The following is a 15,779-nucleotide window of genomic DNA, read 5'->3' on the forward strand; positions in this document are numbered from 1 at the left end:
GATTTTTTTTAAATGTTAATTAATATTTTTTTTAGTAAGGATATTTATGTTAAATAATAATATTGGTGTTATTGGTATGGGCGTGATGGGAAAAAATTTAGCATTTAATATTGCTAGAAATGGATATTCTGTATCAGTTTTTAATAGATCTTATAATAAAACCATGAAATTTTTATTGAAAAATCCTCTTGATAGGATATTTCCTTTTCTTTCTATAGAAAAATTCATTAATTCTTTAAATAAACCACGTTGTATTTTATTAATGATTCAATCAGGTTCACCTATTGATGAAATGATAAATATTCTTTTACCTTATTTAAATTCTGGTGATTTAATCATTGATGGGGGAAATTCTTTTTATAAAGATACTATGAAGCGCTTTGATTTTTTACAAAAAAAATCTATTCAATTTCTTGGTGTAGGAATTTCTGGAGGAGAAGATGGAGCTTTATATGGACCTTCCATTATGCCTGGCGGTAATATTGAATCTTATAAATTAATTTCTCCTATTTTTAAAAAAATTTCAGCTAAATATAATCAAGAACCTTGTGTAAAATATATTGGTCCAAATGGATCAGGACATTATGTAAAAATGGTTCACAATGGTATTGAGTATAGTGATATGCAATTAATTGCAGAAACATATTCTTTATTAAAATATTTGGTAGGAATGAATAATATTGATGTATCAAATATTTTTAAGAAATGGAATAAAGGAGAATTATGTAGTTATTTAATAGAAATTACTGGTAATATTTTATGTAAAAAAGATATAAATGGTAATTTTATAATTGATTCTATTTTAGATGTTGCTTCAGGAAAGGGTACTGGTACTTGGACAGCAAATAGCGCATTAAAATTTCATATGCCTTGCTCTGTTGTTACAGAATCTGTTTTTTCACGATACTTATCTGCCTTTAAAGCTAATAGAATGATTGCATCTACAATATTATCTGGTCCAGATTTATCTTTGAGTAGTGATTTTGATAAAGAAAAATTTATTGAAGATATTCGAAAGGCTTTATATTTAGGTAAAATTATTTCATACGCACAAGGTTTTTCTTTAATGAAAAAGGCTTCTGAACATTATTTATGGAATTTAAAATTTTCTAATATTGCTAAAATCTTTCGTTCTGGATGTATTATTCGGGCAAATTTTTTAAATGATATTGTTACCGCGTATTCAGAAAATAATAATTTAATTGATTTATTATTTACTCCAATTTTTCAAGATATTATTAATTTATATCATTTTTCTTTACGTCATATTGTGATTACTGCTATAAATCATGGAATTTCTGTTCCTGTGTTTTCTAGTATTTTATCATATTACGATGCATATCGTACTGTAAATTCAACAGCTAATTTAATACAAGCGCAAAGAGATTATTTTGGATCTCATACTTATCAAAGAATTGATCAATCAGGTTCTTTTCATACTAATTGGTTAGAATAATAAATCTGTATTTTTAATACAAAATATATAATTTTTAAAATAATTGTATTATTATAGAATATTTTAATAATTTAATATTAAAATTTTCTATTTTTATAAAATATATTTCAAATAAATATTTGTATTTATAGTAGAGAAATATATTTTTTTTATCAAAATGATAATTAATTAGATTATATTTTTAGTTTTTTTATTTATTTTATTATTTTATGGTTCATTTTATGAAAAAATTTAACACTATGTTAGTAACATGTGCTTTCCCGTATTCCAATGGTGAGATACATTTAGGGCATTTGTTAGAACAGATTCAAGCAGATATTTGGGTTCGATATTACCGTATGCGAGGTCGTTCAGTTATTTTTATTTGTTCAGATGATACGCATGGTACAGCTATTATGTTAAAAGCTAAAAAGATGAAAATTAGTCCTAAACAATTAATTCACTGCATGCAAAAAAAACATAAAAATAGTTTTTTACAATTTTCTGTTGTTCATGATCACTATTCATCAACAAATAGTCAAACCAATAAAGATATATGTGAACATGTATATCATATAATAAAAAAGAAAAAATTAATTAAAGAAAAAACAATAGATCAGTTGTATGATACAAAAATGCATATGTTTTTATCAGATAGATTTATAAAAGGTACATGTCCAAGATGTAAATCTATTAATCAATATGGTGATAATTGTGATTTTTGTGGAGCAACTTATAATGCAATAGAATTATTAAATCCTATTTCTGTATTATCACATTCATCCCCTGATATTAAAAATTCTAAACATTTATTTTTTAAGTTATCAAAATTTTCAGAATTTTTAAAAAAATGGATTAATTCTGGCGTTATTCAAACATCTGTATTAAATAAAATAAATGAATGGTTATCTATTGGTTTACATTCTTGGAATATCTCAAGAGATAAACCATATTTTGGGTTTCAAATTCCAGGTTATTCCGATAAATTTTTTTATGTTTGGATGGATGCTCCTATTGGTTATATCAGTTGTTTTAAAGAATTATGTGATATTAAAAAAACTATAAATTTTAATGAGTTTTGGTCTATACAATCAAAACATGAATTATTTCATTTTATTGGAAAAGATATTATTTATTTTCATAGTTTGTTTTGGCCTGCGATATTAGAAGCATATAATTATAGAAAACCTACTAAAATATTTACTCATGGTTATGTTACTTTTAAAGGATTAAAATTATCTAAATCTCAAGGATCTATAATATCAGCTAGTAAATGGTTATCTTATTTTGATTCTGATTCTTTAAGATATTATTTTGCTTCCAGATTATCAAATACGATTGAAGATATAGATATAAATTTATATGACTATGCATATAAAATAAATGCAGATATTGTTAATAACATAATTAATTTAGCTTCAAGAAATAGTTCTTTTTTAAAAAAATATTTTTTTAATATATTATCAAATAATATAAAAAAAGTAGATTTATATCAAAAATTTATTGATGAAACTATACATATTCAAGATTTATTTGAAGAAAGAAAGTTTTCATTAGTCATACAGAAAATCAGATATTTATCTGATATTGCAAATAAATATATTAGTAAACAAAAACCTTGGTTATTAATAAAAAATATAGATAATTATGATAAAGTTCATGATCTTTGTTCTTTAGGAATAAATTTATTTAGAATATTAATGATTTTTTTAAAACCTATTATGCCAAAATTAGTCTATAAATCTGAGTTATTTTTAAATACATCATTATTATGGAATGAAATTAATCAACCATTATTGAATCATAAGATTAATGATTTTTCATGTTTATACACACGAATTAAAATTTGCTGTCTTGATAGTTTTTTGATATAAACGCAATATTTTAATTGATTTTATTCATCCATGAAATTGTTATATATTTTTTATTTATTTTTTTTATGTAATTTTTAGTGCTGAATATACCAATACCAGCTATTAATTCTTCATTATAAAATAACAATGGTATTATATTTCTTAACCATGGTGGTATATTATTTTTTTGACATATTTTTTTTATATTAATTGTTTGGTTTATGTTTTTATTTATATATTTTTTTTTGATATAAAAGCGAATATTAATTAATGTATTTTTTAAAGGGCATGGAATTTTGAAAATATTTTTATTTTTTTTTTGAAAAAATTTTTTTTTAGATATTAAATATCCTAAATTTTCTGGTAGTTTTAGAGGTTTAAAAATATTATTCCAAGATATAATTGTATTTTTAATATTAGAATTTGGGATAATATAGTATATTTGTTTTTTAAATCTTCTAATTTCTCCATTGTGAAAAATTATTTTTTTATTATAATAATTATTATTTAAAATAATTTCTTGATATATTCTTTTTAAAACATTATACGTCGGAGTGTATTTACATTTTTTTTTTAACCATTGTTTTAAAATAGAATATTTTGCTTCTAATTTTAAATTACAGAAATTTATTAATGATAATGATCCATCTAAAAATGTATTTTTTTTTAAAAACATTGAAATTAAACAATTTAATGTTTTTTGATCATTTGCAAGTATTTTCATACTCATTGTACAATTTTGTAAAAATTTTGGCCACCTGGTATATATTTGTAACAAAATTGTTTTTCTTATAAAGTTTCTATCATATTTAGTTAATTGATTTGATTTGTCTTCCACCCATTTTATTTTTTTTTTTTTTGCCCATGATATAATTTTTTCTTTTTGTATGGATATAAATGGACGCACTATCTTTATATCATTTAATGTAGAACTGAATTTTATTCCCGATAATCCATTAATTCCACTTTTTCTTTTTAACATTAGAAAGAAATTTTCGCATTGATCATTAAGATTATGTGCTTGTAATAATATTTCATTTGGTAGTAAATATTTTTTAAAAATTTTCAGTCTTTGAATTCTAGCAAAACCTTCTATTCCGTATTTATTTTTTTTGGGGATATTTATATTTTCAGTGATAATGCTTATATTATAGCTCTTGCAAAGATCTTGACAATGTTTTTGTGCAATTACAGAATGTGAATATAAATTATGATTTATATGTATTGCTCGAATTCGAAGATTATTTATTTTTTTTTTATATATAAGTAGTTGATGTAATAATACAGTTGAATCAACTCCACCGCTTAAAGCTAATAAAAATTTTTTTTGTTTTGGATATTTTAAAAATAATTTTTTTATAAACATAATTAATAAATTATATATTATTGTTTTACGTTCGGGTGGATTTGAACCACCAGCTTCTACCATGTCATAGTAGCACTCTAACCGTTGAGTTACGAACGTTTATATTATATATAATATGATATAATGAATAATTTATCAATTAAAATTATATTTTATAAGTTCTATAATATTTAAAACAATATTTTTTATTATAAAAATTTATTTTAATAAAAAAATATATTTTTAATATTTTTCGAATATATATAATATAATTTTTTTTATTTAATATTTAGAATATAATAATATTTTTTAATTATTTTTTAAAAATATAAAAACAAAAATTATATATTTTAATATTAAATATGTTTTAAAAACATTTTTTAATTTGAAATGTAATTCAATATGTTTTATTTTTTATTAATAATAAAAATATATTATATAAATATATTTTAAATTTTTTTAATTTTTTATTAATATAAATTGTCATTTATTTTTAAAGTAATTTTTTAAAAATATAGATTATGTTTAGTTATTATAATAGTTATTTTTATTAATTTTAAAATTTAATGGGTTATTAGAATGGTTGATAAAATCAGCATTATGGATTTTTTAGAAAAAAAAAGTTTTTTTTCTCAGGTTTTTAATAAATTAAATTTATATAAATATTTACAAAATAATAATATTTCTTTATATTGTGGTTTTGATCCTACGGATAGTAGTTTACATATTGGTCATTTATTACCAATTTTTTGTTTAAAATATTTTCAAGATTTTGGTCATACTCCTATTATTTTGGTAGGTGGAGCAACAAGTATTGTTGGTGATCCTAGTTTTAGGATGTATGAAAGGAGTAAGAATTCATTAGATTTTTTAAGATTTAATCAAACCTGCTTAGAAAAACAATTATTATTTTTTTTTAATGATAGTCATCATATTAAAAATAAAGCAATCATACTAAATAATTATTCTTGGTTTCAAGATATTTCAATTTTATCTTTTTTAAGAAAAATTGGAATATATTTTTCTGTTAATCATATGATTCATAAAAAATCAGTTAAAAAAAGATTAATAAAAGAAAAAACAGGTATGTCTTTTACTGAATTTTCATATAGCTTGTTACAAGCATATGATTTTTCAATTTTATATAAGAAATATGGAGTTAAATTACAGATCGGTGGTTCTGATCAATGGGGTAATATTTTATCTGGTATACATTTAATTAAAAAATTATATCATGATGAAGTATTTGGTGCTACTAATTCGTTATTAATAAATTCAAATGGAAAGAAATTCGGTAAAACTGAAAAAGATATTACTATATGGTTAAATCCTAAACGTACTAGTCCTTATAAATTTTATCAATTTTGGATTAATATATTAGATCAAGATGTTGATAATTTTATTAGATTATTTACTCCTATTAATATAGATATGATAGATATTAAATTTTGTGACTCTGATCATAAAAAAAATATTATAAATAAAAAAATTTTTTTAGCAGATTTTTTAACTAAATTTGTACACGGTAAAAATTCTTTAATTTCTGTAAAACGTATTATAAATGTTTTATTTAAAGGTGGATCTATAAAAAACGTTAAAGAAGAAGATTTTATTCAATTACTTCAAGATGGAATTCCATCTATTATTTGTAATAATTTTATAGATTTAGCAAATTTATTAGTTAAATCATCATTATCTGTTTCTTTAAATCAAGCTAGAAATATGATAATTTCTGGAGCAATCTTTATAAATGGTAGACCGCAAACTCAAAAAAATTATTTTTTTACTTCATCAGATTTATTACATGATAAATATACGTTATTATGTCGAGGGAAAAAAAATCATGTACTGGTTTCCTGGAAAATTTAATTATATATTTTAATTTTTTTAAAGTATAATAAGTTTCAATATTTTCATATATTGAAACTTTCCCCGCAACCACAAATAGAAGTATGATTTTGATTTTTAAATGTAAAGGAATAGTTTAATCCTTTTTTAGAAAAATCTATAATTGTTTTGTCTAATTTAGATATTATTTTTTTTGAAATAATAAATGTAATATTTTTAATTATAAAAATATCATCAGAATCATGAATATTATATGCTAATTTTAATATATATTTAAATCCAGCGCATCCAGATTTTTTAATTGTTATTTTGATTCCTTTGCTTTTTTTTTCTTGATTTAACAAAAATAATATTTGTTTTATTGCTTCTTTAGTTATTTTTATTGGTATTTTTTTTTTTATTTTCATGATTTTTTTTATATTGTTATAAAGATATTGAAAGATTATTAATTATATTTTTTTGATTTAGTTTTTAATTTTATTAAGTCTATGGATTATTAAAATTATTGGAATTATATTATTTAATATTGTTAAATAAATTTTTAATAATATAAATTTAAAAATAAAAATAAATTAATTTTTATTTCTTTAAGTATATCTTCTTTATATAAAAAAATCATTAAATTCTTTATTTTAATAGTGAAATGATATTAATTAATTCATTTATTAGATTTATATATAAAAAAATTTTAATTATATTTTATAAATAAAAATTTAATATTTTTATTTTTAAAAATAATTGTGTATTAAAGTAATGATTTTTATGTTATTTTAAATATTTTAATGAATAAATATTTTTATATTTTTAATACAATTTTAAAAAAATATTTTTGTATATAAGATATTTAAAAAAAATCTTTTTTTGTTCTATATATAATTAATTTTTTAAAAATAATAATATATAATATTCTTTTATTTTATTAAATTTTAATTACAGTATTTGAATATGTTATTATATTTTATGCAAAATAAAAAGATTAAATTGAAATATAAACGATATAAATAAAGTTTATTGTTTAAATATATATCTAATATAATTTTTTTATATTTATATATATTTAATTTTTATAATTTGTTGTGATACATTTACATTTAAATTTTTATAAAATTATATAGAGAATACAATGAAAAAAATTGATGAATCAATTAATTTAAAAACTAATAATTTATTAGTAACTCCAAGAATTTTATCTGAGCGTTATAAAATAACCCCTGAGGTATATAATTTAATTGAATTGACACGGAATAATATTCAGAGAATTTTATTAGGTCAAGATAAAAGACTGTTAGTAATCATTGGCCCGTGTTCTATACACGATCCTATAGCAGCTATTGAATATGCAAAGCAAATAAAGATGTTACGTAATAAATATTCTTCTTATTTAGAGATTGTTATGAGGACATACTTTGAAAAACCACGTACGGTATTAGGTTGGACTGGTTTAATATCTGACCCTTATTTGGATGGCAGTTTTAATGTAAATGATGGTTTAGCAGTAGCAAGAAAATTATTATTAAAAATTAATAAATTAGGTGTTCCGACTGCAACAGAATTTTTAGATTCCATAGTAAGTCAATTTATTTTTGATTTAATTAGTTGGGGAGCAATTGGTGCTCGTACTACTGAAAGTCAGGTGCATAGAGAATTAGCTTCTTATCTTCCGTGTCCAGTGGGTTTTAAAAATGGAACTGATGGAAACATTTCAATTGCAATTGATGCGATTCGTTCTGCCAAAGAAAGTCATTTATTTTTATCTCCAAATAAATGTGGAAAAATTGTAATTCATCGTACACAAGGAAATTGCTGTTCTCATATTATTATGCGTGGTGGAAAATTACCTAATTATCATAAAGCAGATATTGATTTTGCAGTTCAACAATTAAAAATATTTCATTTATCAGATCATTTAATAGTTGATTTTAGTCATGCCAATTCATTAAAAGATCATAAACGACAATTAAATGTTGCTAAGTCAGTTTCACATCAAATTTATAATAAATCTACTGCTATATCAGGAGTAATGATTGAAAGTTTTTTAAAAGAAGGCGCACAAAAAATATGTAGTACTAAAGAATTAGTATACGGACAATCTGTTACTGACCCTTGTTTAGGATTAGAAGATAGTATTTCTATACTAGAACAATTATCAGAAGCTATCAAAATTCGTTTTTAATTTTTTTATGAATATTAATAATGTTTATTATTATAAATAGAACATAAATTTTATTTTATATAATTTTTTTTAAGGATTAGATATGCAGGTTATTACATCATGCGATGGAATTAAAAAGATATATAAAAGTCCTGTTACTTTAAAAAAAATTTTTAAAGATGTATATCCAAAACATTTATCGCGTTTTATTGCTGGATTTATAGATAATAAATTAGTTGATTTAAATACATTAGTATATCATGATTCATCAATTATTATGATTGATGAAAATAATAAAAATTTTTTACAAATGATCAGACGTTCTTGCATGCAATTATTAAATCGTGTATTGAAAGATATATGGCCTCATGTAAAAATAGCAAGTGGGTGTATAACTGAGTCTGGTTTTTATTGTGATATTGATATGCCATATATTTTAACGAAAAAGGATTTAAATAGTATTTCTAAACAAATGTTAAAAAATATTTCTAATTCATATGAAATATATACTAAAACTATTTTGAAAAAAGATTTTTTAGAATTATTAAAAAAAAAAAATGAGATTTATCAAATTAGTATTGTGAATAAACAATCAGTTAATGAAAATAATATTAATATTTGTTATCATGAAGATTATTATGAATTTTGTATACAACCTCAAGTATCTAATATTAAGTTTTGTAAATATTTTTTATTAAAAGACATTTCAGGTGCATACTGGAAGAATAATAAAGAAAATAAAATGTTACAAAGAATTCATGTTATTGTTCAAATTTCAAAAAAACGATTAACAGATTTTATTTTAAAAATAAAAGAATTAGAAAAGCGTGATCATCGTAAAATTTCCAATTTACTAAATTTATATCATATTCAAAAAGAATCCCCAGGTATGATATTTTGGCATGAAAATGGATATATTATTTTTAAGACATTAGAAGATTTTATTCGTAAGAAATTAATTAAAAATAATTATATTGAAGTTAAGAGTCCAATTATTTTAGATAAATCTTTATGGAAAAAAAGTGGTCATTGGACATATTATAATTCATCTATTTTTGTTACTGAATCCGAAAATAGAAAATATTGTATAAAACCCATGAATTGCCCGGCTCATGTCCAAATTTTTAAACATGGTTTAAAATCTTATAAAGATTTACCTATACGCATGGCTGAATTCGGAAGTTGTCATAGACAAGAATCTTCAGGTTCTTTACATGGTTTAATGCGTGTACGTGGTTTTACTCAAGATGATGCTCATATTTTTTGTACTAAAAAACAAATTAAATTAGAATTAAATAATTGTATTAATTTGTTGTTTGATTTATATAGTACATTCGGTTTTAAAAAAATTACTATAAAATTTTCAACACGACCAGAAAAAAGAATTGGAGATGATAAAATCTGGGATCAAGCAGAACGAGATTTAGAATCTGTTTTAAAAGAACATAGATTAATTTTTGAATATAAAGTTGGTGAAGGGGCATTTTATGGTCCTAAAATTGAAATTGCTTTAGAAGATAGTCTACAAAGAATATGGCAATGTGGAACTATACAATTGGATTTTTATTTGTCTAAAAAATTAAATGCATATTATATTAATAAAGATAATATAAAAAAATATCCTATTATTATTCATCGCGCTTTTTTAGGTTCTATAGAAAGATTTATAGGTATTTTAATTGAAGAATATAATGGAAATTTACCAATCTGGTTATGTCCTATTCAAGTTGTCATCATAAGTATTTCTAAATCACATGTTTATTATGTAGAGAAAATAGTAAAATTATTTTTATCTTATAATATTCGAGTTATTTCAGATATTACTGAAAATAGTATTAGTTTTAAAATTCGTAATTATATTAATAAAAAAATACCATATATTTTAATATGTGGGGATAAAGAAATAAAAAATAATAATATAACTGTAAGAAATCGATTTTCTAATAAACCTTATCAACAGAATATTGATAGTTTTATTAAAAATATTATTAATAATATTACAAATTATAGTATAAAAGATTTTAATATGGAGGATTAGAATATAAAAGCCGGAAAAAAAAACCAATTATCTCGCCCTCATCGTATTAATGAAGAAATTACTTCTAATGAAGTACGATTAATGAATTTAGAAGGTGAACAACTCGGGATTATGAGTCTTTATAAAGCATTAGAACAAGCAAGAATATATGGATTTGATTTAGTTGAAATTAGCCCAAATTCTGTACCCCCGGTATGTCGTATTATGAATTATGGTAAATTTTTATATGAAAAGAGTAAAGCTCTTAAAAAACAGAAAAAGAAACAAAAAATAGTTCAAATGAAAGAAATAAAATTTAGACCTAATACAGATAAAGGAGATTATGAAGTTAAATTAAGAAGTTTAATGCGATTTTTAAAAGATAGTCATAAAGTTAAAATTACACTTAGATTTAGAGGCCGAGAAATGGCTCATCAAAGTATTGGTGTAAATATGTTAAATCGATTAAAAAATGATTTATCTATTTTAGCGAATGTTGAATCATTTCCAAACAGAATTGAAGGTCGACAAATGGTAATGATTTTATCTCCAAAGAAATAAATTTATTTATATAATTTATTTATTTGATTTTTTAATATAATATATTTTTTTTATTTTGGAATATTTATGCCTAAAATTAAAACATTACGCAGTGCTGCCAAAAGATTTAAAAAAACCGCTTCAGGGAAATTTAAACGAAAAAAAGCAAATTTACGTCATATTTTGACAAAAAAAAATACTAGTTATAAACGTCATCTTCGTAGAAAAATTATTCTTTCATCAGCAGATCATATTAGAGTATCTTCTTTTCTTCCTTATGTTTAATTTTTTAATAAGATTTTACATATAAAATATATTTACAGGAGATTTTTAATGGCACGTGTAAAAAGAGGTGTTACAGCACACGCTCGTCATAAAAAAACAATTAAATTAGCAAAAGGTTATTATGGAGCACGTTCTAGAATATATCGCGTTGCAAATCAAGCCGTTATTAAAGCCGGACAGTATGCTTATAGGGATAGACGTAATAAAAAAAGAAACTTTAGAAAATTATGGATTGTTAGAATTAACGCAGCTGCTCAAAATTATAATCTGTCGTACAGTCAATTTATACATGGTTTAAAAATATCATCAATTAATATTAATCGAAAAATATTAGCAGAAACAGCGGTTTTTGATAAAGAGGCGTTTAGTTTATTAATAGATTATTCGAAAACTGCTTTATGTAATTAATAAATTAACAAAAATTTTTATAAACTTTATCAAAGGGAGTAACCAATCTCCCTGTCTATATTAAAAAATATTTACTAAAAATATATTTACTTTATAATATTGGTATATTGGTATAAACGTGAAAATAAAAAAAGAAATTTATTTATCCTTAAAAAAAATTTTTACATCAGCAGAACGAGAAATACAAGAAGTAAATAATATTACTGAATTAAATAATTTTCAATCTAAATATTTAGGAAAAAATAGTATTATATCTTTTTATTTTAATAAATTAATTCAGTTAAATATTTCAGAGCGTAAAGAATGTAGTATTATTTTAAATGATTTTAAAAAAAATATTAAAAATAAAATTAATAATAAAAAAATAAAATTACAGAAGAGTATATGGAAGAATAAAAAAAATAAATCTTTTTTTGATGTCTCTTTACCTGGTAGAAAATTTGAACGCGGTAGTTTACATCCTATTACAATGATTATTAATAAAATTAAAAATATTTTCAATCATTTAGGTTTTTTAACATATTATGGTCCAGAATTAGAAAATATATATTATAATTTTGATTCTTTAAATATCCCTAAGCATCATCCATCTAGAAGTATAAATGATACCTTTTGGTTTAATTCTAATCATATTTTACGTACTCAAACATCTAGTATGCAAGTTAGAATTTTAGAAAAATATTCATATCCAATACGAGCTATTTTCCCTGGAAAAGTATATCGTCGTGATTATGATCATACACATACTCCTATGTTTCATCAAATTGAAGGTTTAATTGTTGATAAAGCTATTTCTTTTGCAAACTTAAAATGGATTTTAGAGAATTTTATTTTCCAAATTTTAAAAAAAAATGTTAAAGTACGTTTTCGTAGTTCTTATTTTCCCTTTACTTGCCCTTCAGCAGAAATGGATATTCAAGATAAAAATGGAAATTGGTTAGAAATTTTAGGTTGCGGGATGGTTCATCCTAATGTTTTAAAAAATTGTAATATTAATCATAATATTTATTCAGCTTGTGCATTCGGAATCGGAATAGAAAGAATTGCTATGTTAAAATACTCAGTATCTGATATTCGTTGTTTTTTTGAAAACGATATAAGGTTTTTAAAACAATTTGTTTAAAAGAGAAAAATAGAAATGAAGTTTGGTGAAGAGTGGTTACGAAAATGGATTAATCCGTCTATTTCAGGTAAAAATATATGTAAACAATTAACAAAATTTGGTTGTGAAGCGGAATATATTAAAGAAAAAAATATTCTTTATTTAAACACGGTTATAGGTCAGATTATTGCGAAAAAAGTATATAATATTGATAAAAAATTGATTATATATACAATATGTATATGTCAGAATCAAAATATTCTTATACTACATAAAGAAACCAAGTATTTATTAATTGGGACTAAAGTACCAGTTATTTTATCTAAATCTTTTTTAAAAAAAACTATTAATACATCATCATTAAATTTAAATTTAAATATTTCACATTGTATGTTAGGTTCTTATAATAGATTATATATAGAAAAAGATAATCATGATATTATTGTTCTTGAAGATGATTCTAAAATAGGATTAAATTTTAATGACTATTATCATAAAAATAATTATATAATGAGGTTATTTACCCCCTTTAATCGTATAGATTTACGTTCTATTTGGGGTTTATCTAGAGAGATTGCAATATTAAATAATTTACCTTTACCCCATTTAAAATATAAATCTTTTTTAAATCAGAAAAAACTTTCTTCATTCAATTGTAATATTGATATTCAAACTAATAATATACAATATATTTTTTGTGAATTATATTCAATAAAATTTAAATCCATATTACCTTTTTGGATACAAGATCGATTAAGAAGATCTGATATATTAACTAATAATATTATTACTAATATTCTTAATTATATATTTATGGAAACAGGACATTTTTTGCATGTATTTGATTTAGATAAATTAAATAAAAATTTATTTATTAAAAGTATAGAAAAAAAGAAAATAATTAAAACTATATATAATAAGAATTTTTCTTTACCGAAAAATACTATTGTTTTATCAGATAATAAAAATATTTTATCTTTTGAAGATATGCAATATTCTAATTTTGCAGAAATTAATCACTCTACTAAAAATTTATTTTTAGGATCTATTTGTTTCGATAATCAATTTTTACAGGAAAGAAATATATTTATTCCTATAATACATAAAAAAACAGAATGTTTAAAATATAATATATATCCTAATATACAAAAAAATATTTTTCAATATACACAAAAATTAATAATTGATATATGTGGAGGAGTATCTTCAAAATTTAAACAATATAATACGAATAATGGTGTTTTTTTTTCTAATTTATTATTATTAGAAATTAGAAAATTAAATAAAATTTCTGGAAGTATTTTTACTAAAAAAGATGTAATATCTATTTTAGATCATGGTTATTTTTCTTATTATGAAAATAATAATATTTTTTTTGTTACTCCTCCATATTGGCGTTCTGATATTATTATTGTTGAAGATTTAATTAGTGAAATTATTCGTATTTATGATTATGAAAATATTAAATCAATGCCACCAAGAGAATATATAAATAATTTTTTAAATAAACAAGAAAAAATATCATTATCAAGAATTAAATTATTTCTTTCAGATCGCGGATACTGTGAAATTATTTCTTATAGTTTTATAAATCCTATGATACAAAAATATTTTGTGTCACAATCTAATATACTTAAAATTCAAAATCCTATTTCTAATGATATGTCTGATATGAGATTATCTTTATGGATTGGTTTAATAAACTGCATTTCTTATAATCAAAAACGTCAACAAGAATCTATTCGTATTTTTGAAACTGGACTATGTTTCTTTTTAAAAAAAGAAGATAAGAATAAAATTATTCAAAATGAATATTTATCTATAGCAATGAGCGGGTTTATTAGTCGCCGTGAGTGGTATTTAAAAAATAGAAAATTTGATTTTTATGATTTAAAAGGTGATGTTGAATCTATTTTAAATATTTGTGGAAAATTAGAATGTATAGAATTTATTTCAGAAAATTTTATTGGTTTATGTTCTGATAAAAGTGCTGGTATTTATTTATCCGGTCAATTAATTGGTCGAATTGGAGTATTAGACATTACTTTTCATCATCTTTTTGATTTAAAGGATCCAGTTATATTATTTGAAATTATGTGGAAAAAAATTTGTAGTCGAAATTCTATTCATGTAAAATATATATCTATTTTACCAAGCAGTAAAAGAGATATTTCTATAATCGTTTCACAAAATATTTTAACTAAAGATATTCTTAAGATATGTTATAGTAATATTAGTATAAAAAATACTAATATAAATATATGTGATGTATATATGGGATCAAATATACCTCCTAAAAAAAAGAGTGTATCTATTTGTTTTATTTTTAATAGTACGAAAAATACACTAAAAGAATTTGATATTAATTTAAATATTCTTCAATGTATTACCGCTTTAAAAAATAAATTAGGAGCAACTTTAAGAGAATAAATTTATGGTATTAACTAAAGCAGAAATTTCAGATTATTTATTTGATAAATTAGAATTAAGCAAACAAGATATAAAAAATTTAGTAGAAATTTTTTTTGAAGAAGTACGTAAATCATTAGAAATTGGAGAAGAAGTAAAATTATCTGGTTTTGGTAATTTTTATTTAAGAGATAAAAAACAAAGACCCGGAAGAAACCCTAAAACAGGTGAAAATGTTTCTATCTCAGCTCGAAGGGTGGTCGTTTTTAAGCCTGGTCAGAAATTACGTAATCGAGTAGAATCATTGAAATATGTAAATATGAAAAATAATATTACGTAAATATCTTTTTAAAAAAGATATATTTTTTTTAAAATTTATTAAATT

At 21.5% G+C, this 15,779-nt stretch carries 13 protein-coding genes and 1 tRNA gene; 11 read left to right on the top strand and 3 right to left on the bottom strand.

Going from position 1 to position 15,779, the window contains the following annotated elements; translation table 11 throughout:
- Positions 1-46: 46 nt before the first annotated feature.
- Entirely contained in the window at positions 47-1,456 is a 1,410-nt protein-coding gene (gene gnd, locus BUCIPICE3303_RS00380; protein WP_154049150.1) for a decarboxylating NADP(+)-dependent phosphogluconate dehydrogenase, read from the top strand.
- 221 nt (positions 1,457-1,677) lie between these two features.
- Positions 1,678-3,309, top strand: coding sequence for a methionine--tRNA ligase (gene metG / locus BUCIPICE3303_RS00385; RefSeq protein ID WP_232512952.1), 1,632 nt, complete (start codon positions 1,678-1,680; stop codon positions 3,307-3,309).
- 10 nt (positions 3,310-3,319) lie between these two features.
- On the opposite strand, the gene tilS is transcribed toward metG, so the two are convergent.
- Positions 3,320-4,654, bottom strand: a complete 1,335-nt coding sequence (gene tilS / locus BUCIPICE3303_RS00390) for a tRNA lysidine(34) synthetase TilS (RefSeq protein ID WP_172598699.1) — start codon at positions 4,652-4,654, stop codon at positions 3,320-3,322.
- 26 nt (positions 4,655-4,680) lie between these two features.
- Positions 4,681-4,753 (bottom strand) — tRNA-Val (locus BUCIPICE3303_RS00395).
- A gap of 459 nt (positions 4,754-5,212) precedes the next feature.
- Between BUCIPICE3303_RS00395 and tyrS the strand changes: the two genes are divergently transcribed.
- The gene (tyrS, locus tag BUCIPICE3303_RS00400) at positions 5,213-6,502 is read left to right on the top strand and encodes a tyrosine--tRNA ligase (protein WP_154049152.1); all 1,290 of its coding nucleotides are present in this window, start codon (positions 5,213-5,215) and stop codon (positions 6,500-6,502) included.
- A gap of 44 nt (positions 6,503-6,546) precedes the next feature.
- Here the strand turns inward: tyrS and BUCIPICE3303_RS00405 are convergent, their stop codons facing one another.
- Positions 6,547-6,888 carry a HesB/IscA family protein gene (locus BUCIPICE3303_RS00405; RefSeq protein WP_154049153.1) on the bottom strand — a complete coding sequence of 114 codons (342 nt, stop codon included), beginning with the start codon at positions 6,886-6,888 and terminating at the stop codon, positions 6,547-6,549.
- Positions 6,889-7,604: 716 nt separating this feature from the next.
- On the opposite strand from BUCIPICE3303_RS00405, the gene BUCIPICE3303_RS00410 reads away from it, so the two are divergent.
- The 8 genes from BUCIPICE3303_RS00410 to BUCIPICE3303_RS00445 all read left to right on the top strand — a co-directional run bounded on the left by BUCIPICE3303_RS00410 (position 7,605) and on the right by BUCIPICE3303_RS00445 (position 15,734).
- Complete coding sequence (locus BUCIPICE3303_RS00410) at positions 7,605-8,654, top strand: 3-deoxy-7-phosphoheptulonate synthase (RefSeq protein WP_154049154.1); 1,050 nt, start codon at positions 7,605-7,607, stop codon at positions 8,652-8,654.
- An 82-nt stretch (positions 8,655-8,736) separates the two neighbouring features.
- Entirely contained in the window at positions 8,737-10,671 is a 1,935-nt protein-coding gene (gene thrS, locus BUCIPICE3303_RS00415; RefSeq protein WP_154049155.1) for a threonine--tRNA ligase, read from the top strand.
- A gap of 3 nt (positions 10,672-10,674) precedes the next feature.
- Positions 10,675-11,211 (top strand): translation initiation factor IF-3, encoded by a 537-nt coding sequence (gene infC / locus BUCIPICE3303_RS00420; protein WP_154049156.1) that lies wholly within the window; start codon positions 10,675-10,677, stop codon positions 11,209-11,211.
- 66 nt (positions 11,212-11,277) lie between these two features.
- Positions 11,278-11,475, top strand: a complete 198-nt coding sequence (gene rpmI / locus BUCIPICE3303_RS00425) for a 50S ribosomal protein L35 (RefSeq protein WP_154049157.1) — start codon at positions 11,278-11,280, stop codon at positions 11,473-11,475.
- A 48-nt stretch (positions 11,476-11,523) separates the two neighbouring features.
- The gene (gene rplT, locus BUCIPICE3303_RS00430) at positions 11,524-11,883 is read left to right on the top strand and encodes a 50S ribosomal protein L20 (RefSeq protein ID WP_154049158.1); all 360 of its coding nucleotides are present in this window, start codon (positions 11,524-11,526) and stop codon (positions 11,881-11,883) included.
- A gap of 118 nt (positions 11,884-12,001) precedes the next feature.
- Positions 12,002-13,006 (top strand): phenylalanine--tRNA ligase subunit alpha, encoded by a 1,005-nt coding sequence (pheS, locus tag BUCIPICE3303_RS00435; RefSeq protein ID WP_154049159.1) that lies wholly within the window; start codon positions 12,002-12,004, stop codon positions 13,004-13,006.
- A gap of 15 nt (positions 13,007-13,021) precedes the next feature.
- Positions 13,022-15,415 carry a phenylalanine--tRNA ligase subunit beta gene (pheT, locus tag BUCIPICE3303_RS00440; RefSeq protein WP_154049160.1) on the top strand — a complete coding sequence of 798 codons (2,394 nt, stop codon included), beginning with the start codon at positions 13,022-13,024 and terminating at the stop codon, positions 15,413-15,415.
- 4 nt (positions 15,416-15,419) lie between these two features.
- Positions 15,420-15,734, top strand: a complete 315-nt coding sequence (locus BUCIPICE3303_RS00445; protein ID WP_154049161.1) for an integration host factor subunit alpha — start codon at positions 15,420-15,422, stop codon at positions 15,732-15,734.
- Positions 15,735-15,779: the final 45 nt, after the last annotated feature.

The sequence above is a fragment of the Buchnera aphidicola (Cinara piceae) genome, from assembly GCF_900699035.1.
Lineage (GTDB): Bacteria > Pseudomonadota > Gammaproteobacteria > Enterobacterales > Enterobacteriaceae > Buchnera_F > Buchnera_F aphidicola_AV.